The sequence below is a fragment of the Flavobacterium sp. RHBU_24 genome (genome assembly GCF_046613695.1).
In the GTDB taxonomy this organism is placed as follows: Bacteria; Bacteroidota; Bacteroidia; order Flavobacteriales; family Flavobacteriaceae; genus Flavobacterium.
The window spans coordinates 125,425-140,500 of record NZ_JBKJHD010000004.1; the positions used below are offsets into that span (position 1 = coordinate 125,425).

General features: G+C 43.6%; 18 protein-coding genes and 1 pseudogene. 16 read left to right on the forward strand and 3 right to left on the reverse strand.

Annotated elements, in window-relative coordinates:
• Positions 1 to 57: 57 nt before the first annotated feature.
• On the reverse strand, positions 58 to 822 hold the full coding sequence (locus ACLI09_RS06285) for a LuxR C-terminal-related transcriptional regulator (protein WP_411418748.1): 765 nt from the start codon (positions 820 to 822) through the stop codon (positions 58 to 60).
• 196 nt (positions 823 to 1,018) lie between these two features.
• Here ACLI09_RS06285 and ACLI09_RS06290 point away from each other — a divergent pair, with 196 nt between their 5' ends.
• From ACLI09_RS06290 to ACLI09_RS06300, 3 genes are read left to right on the forward strand one after another with little or no spacing between them, the layout of a single operon-like run.
• Positions 1,019 to 1,279: a hypothetical protein gene (locus tag ACLI09_RS06290; RefSeq protein WP_411418749.1), complete on the forward strand. Its 261-nt coding sequence runs from the start codon at positions 1,019 to 1,021 to the stop codon at positions 1,277 to 1,279.
• Positions 1,280 to 1,281: 2 nt separating this feature from the next.
• A complete protein-coding gene (locus tag ACLI09_RS06295) occupies positions 1,282 to 1,794 on the forward strand; it encodes a hypothetical protein (protein ID WP_411418750.1) in 513 nt (170 codons plus the stop codon).
• Positions 1,795 to 1,802: 8 nt separating this feature from the next.
• Complete coding sequence (locus ACLI09_RS06300) at positions 1,803 to 2,207, forward strand: hypothetical protein (protein ID WP_411418751.1); 405 nt, start codon at positions 1,803 to 1,805, stop codon at positions 2,205 to 2,207.
• Positions 2,208 to 2,324: 117 nt separating this feature from the next.
• On the opposite strand, the gene ACLI09_RS06305 is transcribed toward ACLI09_RS06300, so the two are convergent.
• The gene (locus ACLI09_RS06305) at positions 2,325 to 2,864 is read right to left on the reverse strand and encodes a YceI family protein (protein WP_411418752.1); all 540 of its coding nucleotides are present in this window, start codon (positions 2,862 to 2,864) and stop codon (positions 2,325 to 2,327) included.
• Positions 2,865 to 3,166: 302 nt separating this feature from the next.
• Here ACLI09_RS06305 and ACLI09_RS06310 point away from each other — a divergent pair, with 302 nt between their 5' ends.
• On the forward strand, positions 3,167 to 3,361 hold the full coding sequence (locus ACLI09_RS06310; protein WP_411418753.1) for a hypothetical protein: 195 nt from the start codon (positions 3,167 to 3,169) through the stop codon (positions 3,359 to 3,361).
• Positions 3,362 to 3,379: 18 nt separating this feature from the next.
• Complete coding sequence (locus ACLI09_RS06315) at positions 3,380 to 3,700, forward strand: hypothetical protein (protein WP_411418754.1); 321 nt, start codon at positions 3,380 to 3,382, stop codon at positions 3,698 to 3,700.
• Between the two features lie 195 nt (positions 3,701 to 3,895).
• On the opposite strand, the gene ACLI09_RS06320 is transcribed toward ACLI09_RS06315, so the two are convergent.
• Positions 3,896 to 6,049, reverse strand: a complete 2,154-nt coding sequence (locus ACLI09_RS06320) for a carboxypeptidase-like regulatory domain-containing protein (RefSeq protein WP_411418755.1) — start codon at positions 6,047 to 6,049, stop codon at positions 3,896 to 3,898.
• Positions 6,050 to 6,248: 199 nt separating this feature from the next.
• On the opposite strand from ACLI09_RS06320, the gene ACLI09_RS06325 reads away from it, so the two are divergent.
• The 11 genes and pseudogenes from ACLI09_RS06325 to ACLI09_RS06375 all read left to right on the forward strand — a co-directional run bounded on the left by ACLI09_RS06325 (position 6,249) and on the right by ACLI09_RS06375 (position 15,020).
• Positions 6,249 to 6,650, forward strand: coding sequence for a hypothetical protein (locus tag ACLI09_RS06325; RefSeq protein WP_411418756.1), 402 nt, complete (start codon positions 6,249 to 6,251; stop codon positions 6,648 to 6,650).
• 100 nt (positions 6,651 to 6,750) lie between these two features.
• Positions 6,751 to 7,128 (forward strand): VOC family protein, encoded by a 378-nt coding sequence (locus tag ACLI09_RS06330; RefSeq protein ID WP_411418757.1) that lies wholly within the window; start codon positions 6,751 to 6,753, stop codon positions 7,126 to 7,128.
• 9 nt (positions 7,129 to 7,137) lie between these two features.
• Complete coding sequence (locus ACLI09_RS06335; protein WP_411418758.1) at positions 7,138 to 7,530, forward strand: VOC family protein; 393 nt, start codon at positions 7,138 to 7,140, stop codon at positions 7,528 to 7,530.
• A complete protein-coding gene (locus ACLI09_RS06340; RefSeq protein WP_411418759.1) occupies positions 7,527 to 8,444 on the forward strand; it encodes a hypothetical protein in 918 nt (305 codons plus the stop codon). The genes ACLI09_RS06335 and ACLI09_RS06340 overlap by 4 nt, the downstream gene beginning before the upstream one ends.
• 84 nt (positions 8,445 to 8,528) lie before the next feature.
• Positions 8,529 to 9,074: an IS1096 element passenger TnpR family protein gene (locus ACLI09_RS06345; RefSeq protein WP_411418832.1), complete on the forward strand. Its 546-nt coding sequence runs from the start codon at positions 8,529 to 8,531 to the stop codon at positions 9,072 to 9,074.
• Positions 9,075 to 9,195: 121 nt separating this feature from the next.
• Positions 9,196 to 9,506 (forward strand): annotated as a pseudogene (locus ACLI09_RS06350) (four helix bundle protein).
• Positions 9,507 to 9,570: 64 nt separating this feature from the next.
• Positions 9,571 to 10,629 carry a nucleoid-associated protein gene (locus ACLI09_RS06355; RefSeq protein WP_411418760.1) on the forward strand — a complete coding sequence of 353 codons (1,059 nt, stop codon included), beginning with the start codon at positions 9,571 to 9,573 and terminating at the stop codon, positions 10,627 to 10,629.
• Positions 10,630 to 10,781: 152 nt separating this feature from the next.
• Positions 10,782 to 12,644 (forward strand): hypothetical protein, encoded by a 1,863-nt coding sequence (locus ACLI09_RS06360; RefSeq protein WP_411418761.1) that lies wholly within the window; start codon positions 10,782 to 10,784, stop codon positions 12,642 to 12,644.
• Between the two features lie 111 nt (positions 12,645 to 12,755).
• Positions 12,756 to 13,121, forward strand: coding sequence for a glyoxalase (locus ACLI09_RS06365; RefSeq protein WP_411418762.1), 366 nt, complete (start codon positions 12,756 to 12,758; stop codon positions 13,119 to 13,121).
• Positions 13,122 to 13,269: 148 nt separating this feature from the next.
• Complete coding sequence (locus ACLI09_RS06370) at positions 13,270 to 14,169, forward strand: ABC transporter ATP-binding protein (RefSeq protein WP_411418763.1); 900 nt, start codon at positions 13,270 to 13,272, stop codon at positions 14,167 to 14,169.
• A gap of 11 nt (positions 14,170 to 14,180) precedes the next feature.
• A complete protein-coding gene (locus ACLI09_RS06375; protein ID WP_411418764.1) occupies positions 14,181 to 15,020 on the forward strand; it encodes an ABC transporter permease in 840 nt (279 codons plus the stop codon).
• Positions 15,021 to 15,076: the final 56 nt, after the last annotated feature.

Below are 15,076 nucleotides of genomic sequence, written 5' to 3' on the forward strand. Positions count from 1 at the left end.
ATGCCGCAGGTGGTTTTTATTTTTCTCCGTGATATTTTGTGTAGCCACAAAAAACTGTCAAATCCAGCCTTCCCGCAATGCTTTCATTACCAGTTCTGCCGCGCTTGCCGAACCAGTCTTGTTCAGCATATTGCGGCGGTGCGTTACCACGGTTTGCTTGCTTATGCTTATAATATCGGCAATTTCTTTACTCTTATAGCCCTGCACCATATAAGACAGTACCTGTTTTTCGCGGCGGGTAAGTATTTCTTTAGTGGGTTCATATACTTTGTGCACTGCCACATTATGGTAAGACGGCGCGCCGTCACTCCCTATAAACGAGAGTTGCGGCACTCCTTCGGCTTTTAAATAGGTAATATCGGTATGTACCCCCATGGTGCGCAGCACGGCGCCATTGTCGTCGCTCTGTATGGTAATTACCTGTTGCAGCAGCCGTATATAATTGCCGCCCGCTGTTTTTACACGGTAGTCATAACGCACCTTATACTTAAACACGTCTTCGGGTTTAAGTTTCGCGAAAAAATTGACTACCTCGTGTTCAAAATTCATAAAATAGGGCAGGTCATCGGGGTGCATGTTGTGCAGTAGCAGCTCTACGCTAAACTCGTCCGGTTTATACCCCAGCACCTCATGCACATTATCGCTTACCGATTCTATAGTGCCGGTAATACAGTTAAATATATAATGGTAATAACTGCCCACCTGGAAGATATTCAGGAATCTGGCGTGCAATTCTGCATCGGTGGGCATCTCTATATTCTGGTCGGTACGGGCTATCCGCTGCCATATTTTGCGGGCTTCGTTGTAGTGTACAATATCCATAAGGCATATACTCCCGGTAAGGGTTAATTAATCGGCTGGTATGTGTAATGTAAAAATAATAAATATAAGATTACCCATTTATCCCCATCAGTGGGTATTTTTTTAGTAAAACTTTAGCTGCTGCGTTAACATAAGTTAAACACAGTTGCCTGCTTATAATGGGTATCTTTATGCAATAACGCTAAATAATAAAACAATGAGCAGTCAATTCACCGTAAAATATCCCGGCGATAAGCAGGAATTACTCAATAAGATAAGGAATACAGTAGGCAGTAAAGGCACGCTTAATGGTAACGAGCAGCAGGGCAGCTTTGAGGGCAGTACACCCATAGGCAGCTTTGAAGGCTCGTATGTAATTACAGGCGACGAAATTACTGTTACCATAGATAAAAAACCGTTTTTGGTTAGTAACGGCCGTATACAGGAGGAGTTTGAAAAAGCCCTTAAAAAAACGTAACCGTGAAAAAGCTATGGGCCATACTGTTATTATGCCACGCTGTTACGGCACTGGCACAAACACCCGTGCTGCAACTTACACCGCGTGGTTTTGAGCCGGTTACCTACACCCTGCCGCGTATAGAGGGTGGCAAGTTTGTTGACCTTGCCAGGGCATGGGTAACAGAGCAAAAACGCAGGCACGGGCAGTTTGACCTGAGTAATGTGGGCGCTGGCACGCTCACTATAAGCGGAATTGAAAAAAATGCTTTTTTTTACCGCAGCCGTGGCGAAACCTTTCAGCATAAGGCCAAGCTGGTTATGAAGGTTGATTTTACTCCAACAGGATATACCCTTACGCTAACCGTACCTGAAATTTATGCTGAGGGCGACACGCCTACGCAATATACACTGCCCGATTATTTTGACAGCAACGGGAATATTAAGGAGGGTTATGACGGGCTTAAAACATCAATAGAAGCTACAGCTAACGACATTGCCCTTAACTATTATAACTTTATTATAAACTATAAATAAAAATAACTATGGCACCAGGAACCGACGACCCTAAAGACCTTGGCGATAAAAAAATAGGCAATGCCGAAAAACAATCTGACGTAAACGAAGGTTTTAGCGGCGAAAACCTGCCTAAAAACTACAACCCTTCTAAAGATAAGCTGGATATGGAACTTGAAAAGACAAAAAACGGTACTACCGTTACCCAACAGCGCGCCCGGGATGTAGACGAGAAGCAGGCGCCACCCGTAGACAGCCGGGGCGATGACACTACCCGTGCTGATGGTAAAAAAGTAGACAAAAGCCGCGGGACAGCTAACGAAAAGGAAGCGATGGAAACCGCAGAGAACCGGGATTTTAACTCTGATATCGAGAAAGGCCGGGATAATAAAGATGAAACAACGGTACGCGGTAACACACACTTTGGCGGGTAATTACCTGAGTTATTTCATAGAGTGACAACACACAATTTAAATAGGGGCTCACAGGGAAGAATGTACTTCAATGCTGTGGGCCCCTTTACTATAATCCCATTTGCTCTTTTGAAACTCCTACTCTGTTTCGTTAATAAACTGTATACCTGCCTGCAGTTTTATATCTTCCCCCAGCACGAGTATTCCATCCGGCGTAACGCTATCGGCATGTATGCCAAAGTCTTTGCGATTAATAAGCCCGCTTATTTCAAAACCGGCACGCTGTATGCCAAAGCCATCTTTAGCTTCCCCGCCAAAAAGTACATCAAGGGTTACCGTTTTTGTAATCCCTTTTAAGGTAAGTTCTCCGGTAAGGGTATGTTTGTCGCCTTCAATCTTTTTAAATTCAGTACTCAGGAACGTTATTTCAGGAAAAGCGTCGGCATTAAAGAAGTCGGGCGATTTCAGGTGCTCGTCCCGGTCGCGGTTGTTTGTATCAATGCTGTATACATCAATAGTAAGGGTAATATACGCATCCGAAAAATCATCATGCACCGGCGTTACCATCCTTCCGCTAAAAATACGGAAGTGCCCGTTTACGCTTGCGATAAGAAGGTTGCGCACTTTAAATTGTATGTCAGAATGTGCAGGGTCTATAACCCAGTGTCGTGTAGCCATAGGTATAAAATAGGTAGTATTAAACATTATTGTAAACCAGGCTCTGCAGCGGCTGTAAGTAATGCCGTGTTAAGCCCGTACTAATGTAACTAAAAACCCGCCATGCGCGGGCTACGGGGGCGTGAATTGTTTGTTAAACTTTTACGCAGGGTAACTGAAGTAATTTAATAAATAACTAAAAATCAAAACATTAAACATTATTTTTAAAAATTGTAAGAAACGGATGCCGAAAGCTTCGTTAATTGATATACGGATTAGCTAACCTTGTACGTAACTTTACAATACTTCAAAATCAAACAGTTATGTCAAACCGAGATAAGAGCCAGACACCGGCACCTAAGGTGTCTCATGATAAAGACCCAAGTGAAGAAAAAAGCAGTAACCTGCTAAAGCATATTGCCCAGGGTAAAGACGGCGCGGAAACAAATCCGGATGCCACTAAAACGCCCGAAAAAATTAAGGAGGGCAACCTTAGTGAACAAAAGCGAGAATATTAATAACTAAAAGCTATAACTATGAATACTCCATATAACAACACTCTTTTTGCCGGTACTACCGATAAAAACACCCACCCTGATCACTATAAAAATACCGATAAGAACCATGACCCGGACAGCCAGACCTTTAATGAAGATGAGGAGTCATGGAAAAATAAGCAGGGCAACCAGGGTACACCGGGCAACAACTGGGATGCCAATAACCCGGTAGAACGCTCTAATGAAAAAAAGTATGACGAGGAGCAACGTGATGCCACTGATTACATAAACAGCGACCACAGCGACTATAACCGTGGCAACAGCCGCTTCGGCTGGTATGATTCCGAAGAAAATTTTTAAGGCGAAAGTCGTAATTTCATAACGTTTAAAGGTCAGACGTACGAATTTTTATAGTTCAGAACCTGATCTAAAAAGAAGCGGGATAGTTTTTAATAACTGTCCCGCTTTTGTATTTTGGTCCGAAGTCCGATGCCGGAAGTCCGACGCGCCATCGTCACTTCTTAATACTTGATAATTAATACTTTATACCCGACACTACAAATTATCAAGGTTATTCGCTTTCTTGTCATCGCTTATCGTCCAGAAAAAGCCCACAAAAAAGAAACGGCTGGCGGGCTGGGTTATAGCCTGGCGGGCAAACTGCCCATCGTTGCCGGCAGTAGTAGCATAAGTATAGCCAAATACATTATCATAACCCAACACATTTGATACCGAAAAAAAGAGTATTTTCTGCTGGCTTAGCAGGTAGGCCCAGCTAACGCTCAGGTTGTTATAGCTTTTAGTGCGGCCTGCCATAAAGGCGCTTTCGTTGGGGTTGTCATAAGGGCGGCCACTGTTATAGCTGTAGGTAACACCCAGCTGCGAGCGCATGCTGTTTATCCAGTACTTGGTAACAATAGAAAAGTTATGCTTCGCTATATAGGAGGGTGTTACTTTGGCCTCATAATTTTTATAATCGCGCCGGCTGTCTATATACGAATATGATATCCAGTAATCAAGGTTACCTATGCTCCGGCTGTCGCGGTAAAAGAGGTCAATCCCCCGGGCAAACCCGTTTCCGTCATTATTGTAGGCACTGTTATATACCGGGGCGGGTGTATCATATTTTACAAGGTTTGCGTAGTCCTTATAATAGGCCTCGGCCCTAAAGGTTTTACCGGCGCTGTTATACATATAATTAAAGATGTAATGCGCGGTTTTTTCAAACTCAAAATCTTTAAAGTACTTCAGGTAGTCGGCCCTGGGGGTTTGGTGGAAATCCCCATACGCGAGCGAAAACTGCCCTTTTTTTCCCGCTTTGTAGGCCAGCGCCACGCGGGGGTCAATATTGCCCTTAGTGAGCAGGCTGCTGTATGTAGCCCTCACCCCTGCCTTTAATGCAAAACTTTTAGAAAAAACAAAATCAGCTTCGGTATAGGCGGCAGTAATGTTATTGTAGTAGCCACTATTAAAGCTAAGGCCTTCCGGCTCCTTATATTCCTCATTAAAATCGGTTGTAAAATGCTCTGCCCCGGCCGATAGTTTAATCATATTACTAAATGTTTTGGTAAGCTTTACCTTTAGGTGGGCGCTGTGCTCAGCATTATCCACGCTGTTTTGGTCAAGGCCAATGTTGTTGCGGCTGTAACCGTAAGCAACGCCGGTTTGCAGGGTATATTGCGCGCCAAACGACCCTTTATAACTGCTGTTTGCATAAAAATTATCATTGGTTATAGCGGTGCGCACGGGTTCCGGCAGGTTGATGTCTTTGGCATTAATGCTAAAATCGGCATGGTCAAAAGCGGCATAAAACTTAAACAGGCCGTTGTTAAACTTATAGCGGTACACGCTTTCGCCCGATAGCGACTGGTAGGGCTTGTTCCAGCTTACATCCTGCGGTATAAGCCATTGGTAGGGCTGCAGGTTAACGTAAGACGTGTTTACCGTAAGCGAACTTTTACCCCATTTTTGTGTATTGGCAAGGCCCAGGCCCACCGTCATTAACGATATTTCTGTTTTTTCCTGGTCTTCTTCGTCAATGGTATTCAGCAAAAGTACACTGCTCAGCGCTTCGCCAAATTCTGCCGAATAGCCGCCTGTAGAAAATGTCATCCCCTTAAACAAAAAAGGCGAAAAACGTCCCCGTGTAGGCAGGTTGTTTGCGGTAGCACCATAAGGTTGCGCCACACGCAGGCCGTCTACAAAAGTCTGTGTTTCATCGGCCTCGCCGCCACGCACAAACAGCCTTCCGCTTTCGCCCACCGTTTGTGTGCCGGGCAGGGTTTGCAACGCTGCAACAATATTGCCCACGCTGCCTGCCGTGGTAACTATATCCAGCGGTTTCAGCGCGTTTATCTTGGTATTATCCCCCGCGCTGAATGCCCCTGCAGATATTACCACGCCGTCCATTAGGTTTACGTTTTCCTGCAGCTTAAATTGTTTTGGCACGTAAGCCTCTATAATTATGGGTTCCTTAACGTCATCAAAGCCCAGTGCGGTAATTACTAAAACCTGGCTCCCGGTAACATCGGTACTAAAGCTGAAGGTACCGTCTTCGGCGGTTATTGCACCATCATAAGTGCCGTCGATATATACGTTTGCGGCAGCGGCGGGCTTCCCGGTATGGTCGGTTATGGTGCCGCTCAGGGTGGTTTGCGCATGCATGGTAAATGCCACCAGAAAGACTAATAAAGTAAATGTTGATTTCATGCCCTATTGATTTATTGATAGGGCAAAGATGCCCCTGTGGTTACAACTTTGCTAAAAAACATAACCCAACTGTAAAATGGCATGGATGAATTGTTATGGTTAAAATTAGGGGCAAACGTTTTCGTTTTAAGAAAATTTTAATAACTTAGCCATCCTAAAACAACACAATTAACTGAATTTGAACTAAATAACCCCGATTATGAAGCTAAAGGTTTTGTTTTTCGCGTTAACGGCCTGCCTGGCTACAGCGTGTAGCGAAGATCCGGAAGGCAACAGCTACAATGGCACCTGGAAACTTACAAACGCCACGGTTACCGAAGGCCCATCGCTGGAGTATACACCCGGCGAAGTAATATGGACATTTGATGAAGACAGCCACAGGCTCACGGTACATAATAATGTAGTAACCCTGGGGCCTGAAAATATTTATTCGGGGCTCGCATCAGGTGTTTACAGCTACACGGTTCATAAAACTGATGGTATAAATGTGCTGTATGTAGACGGTATAAAGCAGGGCGATATGGCAAATACCAGCGAAAACCTTGTTATAAGCAGCGAAACCCAGATGGATGAAGGGCTCAAAAAAGTATTCAGCAGGTAATATAAAAACGTAATTTTCACAGCCGCTCATTCTGTAAAGTTGGGCGGCTTTTTTTGTAAAAAATTACTACATTTACACCATTACCCAATCAAAAAACATTATGAAAATACCAGAAAATTACCTGCCGGTAATGCCGTACATTATTATTGATGATGCAGCAGCATTTCTTGACTTTACTAAAAAAGTATTTGGCGCCGCCGAGCAGCTTATTGTTCCCGGAGAAGGCGGCAGTATAATGCACGGCGAAATAAAAATAGGCGGTGCCGTACTGATGTTTGCCAACAGTAGCGAAAACTGGGGCAGCAAAACAAGTGGTATGTTTATATATGTGGAAGATGCTGACAAAGTGTATGAAACCGCACTGGAAAGCGGCGCTGCATCATTAATGCAGCCCGTAAAGCAGGACTATGGCTACAGCGGCGGCTTTGAAGACCCTTTTGGCAACCACTGGTGGATATGCCAGGGTGAATACCTGTAATCCTAACGAATGAATATTACTAAAATACACCACACCGCCATAATCTGTTCTGATTATGAGGTATCAAAACAGTTTTATACCGAAATACTGGGCCTAACCGTCATAGCAGAAAACTACCGGGCTGAGCGCGAATCATATAAGCTTGACCTCGCACTAAATGGCGACTATGTTATTGAGCTTTTTTCATTCCCTGATTGCCTTCCACGCCCCTCAAGGCCTGAAGCGCGCGGGCTGCGCCATATGGCATTCCAGGTGCCGGAGATAGATGTTGCCATAGCCTGGCTTAACCAAAATGGCGTGGCCACAGAGCCGGTACGCACAGACGAATTTACCGGCTGCCGCTTTACCTTTTTTGAAGACCCGGACGGATTACCACTGGAATTTTATGAAGTAAGAGAATGAAGAATTTTTTAGCCGTTATAGTACTTGTATCGCTGTGCAGCTGCAACTTTGGCCAGAGCCAGAATAGAAACCTGCAACAGGTAACGCCACGTAAAGAAAACTCATCTTTTAAAAAAGTAGCAGATGAGCTAAACGCCCTTACCGATACCTATGCAGGCATCTACCCGTATCGGCAAGACATAGTACTGCTTAAGGATTATGGCCTAACTTATAAAGATTTCCCCAAAGATACTGAAGAACATATATATTCAGAATCATTTTCGGCCAATAAAGATTCGATAGATGTCTTTTCGCTACAGGAATATTACCAAGGGAAAATTCGACAAAAACTAGCCGAACTCACTTCCTATCCCGATTTTGGCAAAGCCAATAATGAAAAACTGGTGAATATTTTTGCTACAAAATCGGCAGACAATAAAATGTATAATTTTGCGTACGACGAAAATACCGGCGGCAGTTACAAGAGTCGGATATCATATATTTATTATACAGGCCAAAAGGGCGACCAAGACCAGGATATTTACAACCCCGACGGTTATGACACCATAATTCCCCTAAAATCAAAATCCGCTACCCGCTATCTTATGATGGGTGAAATCATAGGCTGCAACAGCTGCATGGGCCATTATGCTAAAGTAGTGCATTATGAAAAAGGGCAACCGGTGGTAGATTTTGAGTATGAGCTGGGCACCGGCATGGGCTATGAAAACGCTATAGAGTATAACCCCGCTACAAAAACTCTTTGGGTACATTACACTACCGACGACCATACGCAATACTGTTACTGCAATAACGGAGACAAAAAAGAGTATACGGATGAAGAAGTGCCTGAACACCACTGTTCCTGCACGTTTAAGTTTAACGGCACTACATTTGAACTGACGGGGCAAAAAGATGAACCGGTAAAACAGTAAGCCCCCTTACCTAAAATTTCTAAAAATCCAAAAGGCAGTTTTTAAAATAATCATTTACCTTTGGCATATTAAAACAGTATTATGATGGTTTATAAATTTAGGGTAATACTCGATGCTGAAGAAGATGTTTTCAGGGATATTGCTATATTAGAAGAAGATACGCTTGAAGACCTGCACAATGCCATAGTAAATGCCTTTGGATTTGACGGGCTTGAGGTGGCTTCGTTTTACACCTGCGACGACGACTGGACGCAGGATGAGGAAATTCCGCTTTTTGATACCGGCGATACACCCGGTGAAATGAAAACGATGTCCGATTATACCCTTCGTACCACCCTTACCGAGGAGGACAACAAAATTATATACGTATACGATTTTTTAAATATGTTTACGTTTTTTGTAGAACTGGCCGCTATTGAAGAAGTGGAAGCGGGCGTAACCTACCCGGACCTGTTGTTCTCTCATGGCGAAACGCCCGCAGGCTCGCAGGACCTTGCCTTTAGCGCAGAGGGTGCTGATGACGACCTGTATGGCGAGTTTGACGACGACTACGATGAAGAAGACCTTGACATGTTTAGCGACGACAGTTTTGAAGACCTGGGCCTTGATGACTCCCATAATTGGAATTAGTGCGTAAGCAACTTAGCTACTAGGCCTCTGAGCTGCTAAGCCCCTAATGGCTGGGAAACTCACAGCTAAAAATAAAAAACCTATGGGAAATTTTAGGAACCTGCTTATCTGGCAAAAGTCGATGGTGCTTGTTACGCACATATATGAAGTAACCAGGACATTCCCTAAAGATGAAGTGTATGGCTTAACATCTCAGATTAGGAGATGCAGTGTATCAATACCCAGTAACATTGCCGAAGGTTATGGCCGTGGTGGTGATGTAGAACTAAAACGGTTTTTAGCATTACCCTCGGGTCACTTTTTGAATTGCAAACCCAAATAGAAATAGCCTACAACATAAAATACCTTAACGAAGATACTTTTAAACAATTATACGAAAACACACGTGAGCTTGAAATAATGCTTACGTCATTTATCAATAAAATAAAATAAAACAAAGTAACTAAGCGGCCCCAGGCTCAGAAGCTAAGCAGCTCAGTAACTCAGAAGCTCTAAAATGATCAACTTATTCAATACCAATATCGACAGCCTTTCGGTACACCGTGTAGGCAACAAAAGCCGTAGTGAGGCCCTGTTTTTATCTGAAGCGCCCTATAAGCCAAACGACGAGATAATGCCGTTACTTAAAGAGTACTTCTTTCGCCCGTTCAGGGAAAAGGAAGAAAACTACTTTCAGTTTGCGCATGATGTGCATTTAGATTACCACGACATGTACAACTATGCCACCGAGATTTTTACCAATCCCGGCAGCGCGCATGAGGTTTCTAAAAAGATAACCAAACACCTTTTTGAGCAGAGCAACCACCCCCACATTAAAAACGGCGAGGTATATGTGGCTTACCTTACACATCTTACCATAGACAACAACCCGGTTGATGCCGTAGGTATTTTTAAAAGCGAGATAAAAACCGACTTCCTTCAGTTTGAAGAAAAAGAAAGCAATATAGAGGTATTATTGCAGCAGGGCATTAACCTGAACAAGCTCGATAAAGGCTGCATTATCTTTAATTATAAGAAGGAAGAAGGCTATAAGATACTCACTGTAGACCATAACCGCTATGATGCCCGCTACTGGCTGGAGCATTTCCTATCGGTAGACGCGTTTCAGGATGAAAACTTTATGACCAAAAAGTACATGAAGTTTGTGCAGGATTTCGCCAAAGACGTGGTGCTGCCCGCCGAAGATAAAAAGGAGGAAGTAATGTTTATGAACCGCTCTGTAAACTACTTTGCCAAGAACGACGAGTTTGAAGAAACGGCGTTCCTTAATGAGGTGCTTGACAACCCTGACCTGATACCGGAGTTTAAAAACTACAAAGTAGAAAAAGCGCCTAAGTACAGTATAGAGGATGTTACCTCATTCCCCATTGCGAATGCAGCGGTGACAGACGCGCGTAAAAAGATAAAAAACGTTATAAACCTGGATACCAACATACAGATAAAACTGGATTTTGTAAACCCCGAAAGTGCCGAAAAGTTTGTAGAAAAAGGCTGGGATGAAGAAAAACAGATGTATTACTACCTTGTTTACTTTAATAAAGAAGAGAAGAGCTAATACGTTCTGTATATCATATTCTTATCGGGGCATTACGCCCCGATTTTTTTTTCGTTAAAACTTTGGTAAATCCCAATCCTGAATCTCCTTTTTAAGATTTATTTGGGTTTAAAACTTTAATTTCCCACATTATAAAAATTGCACACAAAAAAATGAACTTCGTTTACAGGCTGCTTATCATTATGGCACTATGTGCCATTGCCCCGGCATGGGGGCAGGTAAAACCTGTAAACCGCGATTCAATAAAAGAGCATAATGACTCTATTTACCAAAAAATACAGGATTACAGCCGTAAGCGCAAGTTTACAAAAATGGTGCATAAGTTAATGTTCCGGCCTGTGCAGCCCAAAAAGCCATCGCAGGCCCGGCGGAAGGTTAAAGAGCGTACACCCGAAATGCAAAATACCTTTAACAATTATGAAGGTAAAATAGTGCGCCGCATTGTGGTACAAACCTTAGACCCGTTTGGCTATTCCATTACCGATACACTACGTAAACCGAACAACTGGGTCCAGAATTTTGGTAACCGGGTACACTTAAAAACAAAAGAGTTTACCATTAAAAACCTCCTGCTCTTTAAGCGGAATGAACCGCTGGATTCATTATTGGTTAAAGACTCTGAACGCTTAATAAGGGCACAGCGGTATGTGCGCAGGGTAGCCATTACGCCTCAGCGCATAAGTGCGAAGAGCGACTCTGTAGATGTGTACATAAGGGTGCTCGACTCGTGGAGCCTTTTACCTAACGGAAGCGCGTCTGGCTCAGGCACCTCGTTTACCCTTACCGAGCGGAATTTTATGGGGCTTGGGCACCAGTTTGAAAACGATTTTGATAAACGTTTTAACACCGGGGAAACGGCTTACCTTGCACGCTATACGGTACCTAACATTATGAATACCTATATTAACTCCACCATTACCTACCAGATATGGAGGAGCGAAAACTCGCTTAAAAGCTTTGGCGCCGAGCGCGACTTTTACAGTGCTTTTACAAAACTGGCCGGGGGCATTTACGTAGAGTCACGCTTTCAGCGGGATACGCTTCCTAATGCACAGCAGGAATGGGACTGGCAAAACTTTAAATCGAGCGCGCAGGACTACTGGGCAGGCTATGCCTTTAAATTTTATAACGGTAACGATGAAGAGGCGCGCACTACAAGGCTCATAACCAGCCTGCGGTACTTTAACCGAAAATATACAGAAACCCCTACTATTGAGTATGACTCGATAGGTTTTTACAGCAGCGAAAAGCTATACCTGGCAAGCGTGGGTATTACCTCCCGGAAATTTGTGCAGGACAAATTCCTTTTTAATTATGACATTGTAGAAGATATACCCATAGGCAAGCTGTATTCGGTAACCTTTGGCATGCAGGACAAAAACAACCGGCACCGCGCTTACGTGGGCGGGCGCTACGCCTTTGGTAATTACTACAAGTGGGGCTTCCTGAGTACTAACCTTGAGCTGGGTTCTTATTTTTATCGCGACCTTACCCAGCAAACCACCCTAAGGGTAGATGCCCTTTATTTTACCAATATAAAAACGCTGGGCAGCTGGCGCCTGCGGCATTTTATAAAGCCTGTGCTCGTTTTTGGCGACAACCGCCTGCCTATATATACTGACCAGCTTAACATTAATAACGAAAATGGTATAGACGGCTTTAGCAGCCGCGACCTGAGGGGTACAAAAAAACTGCTCCTTACGCTGCAGACACAAAGCTTTTCACCGTGGAATTTAGCCGGTTTCCGCATTAACCCGTTCGCTAACCTTACACTGGGGGTAATAGGCAACGAGCAGCACAAGTTGTATGACGGCCCTGTTTATGCTAAAATTGGGATGGGCATATTACTGTATAACGATTACCTTGTGTTTAACAGTTTTCAGCTGTCGCTGGCCTACTACCCTAACATACCGGATAATGGCTATAATATATTTAAAACAAACGGTACCCAAAATAACGACATAACGCTGCCCGACTTCCAGGTGGGCGAACCCATGGTGGTGCCTTATCAGTAGTAGTGGTTGTTGGTTTTTTAGTTGTCGGCACTAAGAATGCCCACTGACCAATGAGCAGTGATAACCGAACACTGAATAATTTTCCTTAACTTCGCTTAAAACAAATAACCTATGGAACTCAACGCCAAATCCATCCGACCTTTTATAGGCTCAAAAGATTTTGAAGTATCCCGCAGTTTTTACCGCGACCTGGGGTTTACAGAAACAGTGCTTAGCACCCAGCTTTCGGTTTTCAAAACGCCGTCGATAGCCTTTTACCTGCAAAATGCCTATATGGAAGAGTGGATAGCCAACACCATGGTTTTTGTAGAAGTAGGTAACACCCAGGACTATTATGATGCGCTTGCCGCGCTCAACCTGCCTTCAAAATATGAAGGCGTAAAGCTAGTGCCCATACGCGATAACGACTGGGGCCGCGAATGCTTTCTGCACGACCCAAGCGGTATACTGTGGCATTTTGGTGAATTTTATAAGTAATTTCAAATTAGAAGTTACGAATTACGAATTGTAGATTATAAATGTAATTCGTAATTCGTAATTCGTAATTCGTAATTCTTAAATTTTCCTCGTAACAAAACACATTGCTTGTCGTCTAACCTTTAGAACCACGTAAAGCAATACGATTTTGGATACAATTCTTTCTATCAGCAACCTGCACAAAAAGTTTAAAAAAGTACACGCTGTAAACGACGTTACTTTTGAAATACAAAAAGGCAATGTATATGGCATCCTTGGGCCTAACGGCAGTGGCAAGAGTACCACACTGGGCATTATACTTAATGTGGTAAACCGCACATCGGGCAGCTACAGCTGGTTTGGCGGTACTATAGAAACCCACGAAGCCCTTAAAAAAGTAGGCGCCATTATAGAGCGGCCAAACTTTTACCCCTACATGACGGCCTATGACAACCTTAAGCTGGTATGCAAAATAAAGGGTACCCCCTATTCTAAAATTGACGAAAAGCTGGAGCTTACCGGCCTGCTGGAGCGTAAAGACAGTAAGTTCAAAACCTTTTCACTGGGTATGAAGCAGCGACTTGCCATAGCATCGGCCATGCTTAACGACCCGGAGATATTGATACTTGATGAACCTACAAACGGCCTTGACCCTCAGGGCATACACAAAATACGCGAACTCATAACAAATATTGCCGCGCAGGGCACCACCATACTACTGGCCAGCCACCTGCTGGATGAAGTAGAAAAAGTATGCAGCCATGCTGTAGTGCTGCGCAAGGGCCTGATATTATATTCAGGCACGGTGCAGGGGATGCTGAGCAACGAAGGCTTTTTTGAGCTTGATGCAGATGATACTGATAAATTAACCGAACTGTTAATGGCACACGCATCGGTAGATAAGGTAGAACAGGGCAAAGGCAGGCTTACGGTTTATTTAAAAGCGCCGCTGGAGCCGGCAGAACTCAACAAGTACCTGTTTACAAACGGCATATCGCTTAGCCACCTTGTAAAACGTACTAACAGCCTCGAAGAACAATTTATCAAGCTAACCGGTAAAACACAATAATCGCCTTACCCATGAAACGACTACTTAGCATAGAACTGCAAAAATTATGGCTTAACCGCAGCAGCCGCATCCTTATCATATCATATTTTGTAATCTTGTCTTTTATCGCCTTTATGGCATCTATAGAAATCCCGCTTTTTGGGCAAAAAATAAAACTGGCCGACCAGGGTATATTTAACTTTCCGTTTATCTGGCATTTTAACAGCTACATCGCGGTACTGCTTAAAGGTTTCCTGGGTATTGTAATTGTGTCTATGATGGCTAACGAATATACCTACGGCACCCTCAAGCAAAACCTTATAGACGGGCTTAGCAAAAAAGAATTTATAGCTTCTAAAATACTTACTGTAGCACTCTTTGCAGCGGCATCAACAGCATTTATTTTTGTTATGACGCTAATACTCGGCTACTGCCACTCATCATTTACAGAGGCTTCTATAGTATTTTCAGACCTGCATTTTATAGTCGCTTACTTTTTTAACCTGCTGGGCTTCTTTTCGCTTTGCCTTTTTGCAGGAATACTCATTAAAAGATCGGCATTCGCGCTTGGGTTCATTATTGTGCTGTTTATTGTAGAATGGCTTTTGTGGCTATTGATGCGTTTTGGGATAGGGCTGGATGAAGAAACTACCTGGAACATATTCCAGTTCTTCCCAATGGAATCGTTCAGTGAGCTACTGGTAATGCCGTGGGAACGTTTAAGCGCCATACGTACATTAAACACGATTGCAGGAGGCGAAAGCCTTAGCGACAACTACAGCATACAGTGGTATACCTTTGCCATTGCCATAACCTGGACAGCCGTTTTCATGTATTTGTCATACAAGACGCTTAAAAAACGCGATTTGTAACAGGGTGGTTTTTTGCTATGCTTTAAAAAACAATACGCCTCAATAATATAACGATT

Bases quoted from the DNA above. Each gene is read 5' to 3' on its own strand.
- ACLI09_RS06325 (WP_411418756.1), top strand. From the start codon at position 6,249: ATGAAGCTAAAGGTTTTGTTTTTCGCGTTAACGGCCTGCCTGGCTACA.
- ACLI09_RS06365 (WP_411418762.1), top strand. From the start codon at position 12,756: ATGGAACTCAACGCCAAATCCATCCGACCTTTTATAGGCTCAAAAGAT.
- ACLI09_RS06345 (WP_411418832.1), top strand. From the start codon at position 8,529: ATGGTTTATAAATTTAGGGTAATACTCGATGCTGAAGAAGATGTTTTC.
- ACLI09_RS06355 (WP_411418760.1), top strand. From the start codon at position 9,571: ATGATCAACTTATTCAATACCAATATCGACAGCCTTTCGGTACACCGT.
- ACLI09_RS06340 (WP_411418759.1), top strand. From the start codon at position 7,527: ATGAAGAATTTTTTAGCCGTTATAGTACTTGTATCGCTGTGCAGCTGC.
- ACLI09_RS06285 (WP_411418748.1), bottom strand. From the start codon at position 822: ATGGATATTGTACACTACAACGAAGCCCGCAAAATATGGCAGCGGATA.
- ACLI09_RS06360 (WP_411418761.1), top strand. From the start codon at position 10,782: ATGAACTTCGTTTACAGGCTGCTTATCATTATGGCACTATGTGCCATT.
- ACLI09_RS06330 (WP_411418757.1), top strand. From the start codon at position 6,751: ATGAAAATACCAGAAAATTACCTGCCGGTAATGCCGTACATTATTATT.
- ACLI09_RS06290 (WP_411418749.1), top strand. From the start codon at position 1,019: ATGAGCAGTCAATTCACCGTAAAATATCCCGGCGATAAGCAGGAATTA.
- ACLI09_RS06335 (WP_411418758.1), top strand. From the start codon at position 7,138: ATGAATATTACTAAAATACACCACACCGCCATAATCTGTTCTGATTAT.
- ACLI09_RS06305 (WP_411418752.1), bottom strand. From the start codon at position 2,864: ATGGCTACACGACACTGGGTTATAGACCCTGCACATTCTGACATACAA.
- ACLI09_RS06315 (WP_411418754.1), top strand. From the start codon at position 3,380: ATGAATACTCCATATAACAACACTCTTTTTGCCGGTACTACCGATAAA.
- ACLI09_RS06300 (WP_411418751.1), top strand. From the start codon at position 1,803: ATGGCACCAGGAACCGACGACCCTAAAGACCTTGGCGATAAAAAAATA.
- ACLI09_RS06310 (WP_411418753.1), top strand. From the start codon at position 3,167: ATGTCAAACCGAGATAAGAGCCAGACACCGGCACCTAAGGTGTCTCAT.
- ACLI09_RS06320 (WP_411418755.1), bottom strand. From the start codon at position 6,049: ATGAAATCAACATTTACTTTATTAGTCTTTCTGGTGGCATTTACCATG.
- ACLI09_RS06375 (WP_411418764.1), top strand. From the start codon at position 14,181: ATGAAACGACTACTTAGCATAGAACTGCAAAAATTATGGCTTAACCGC.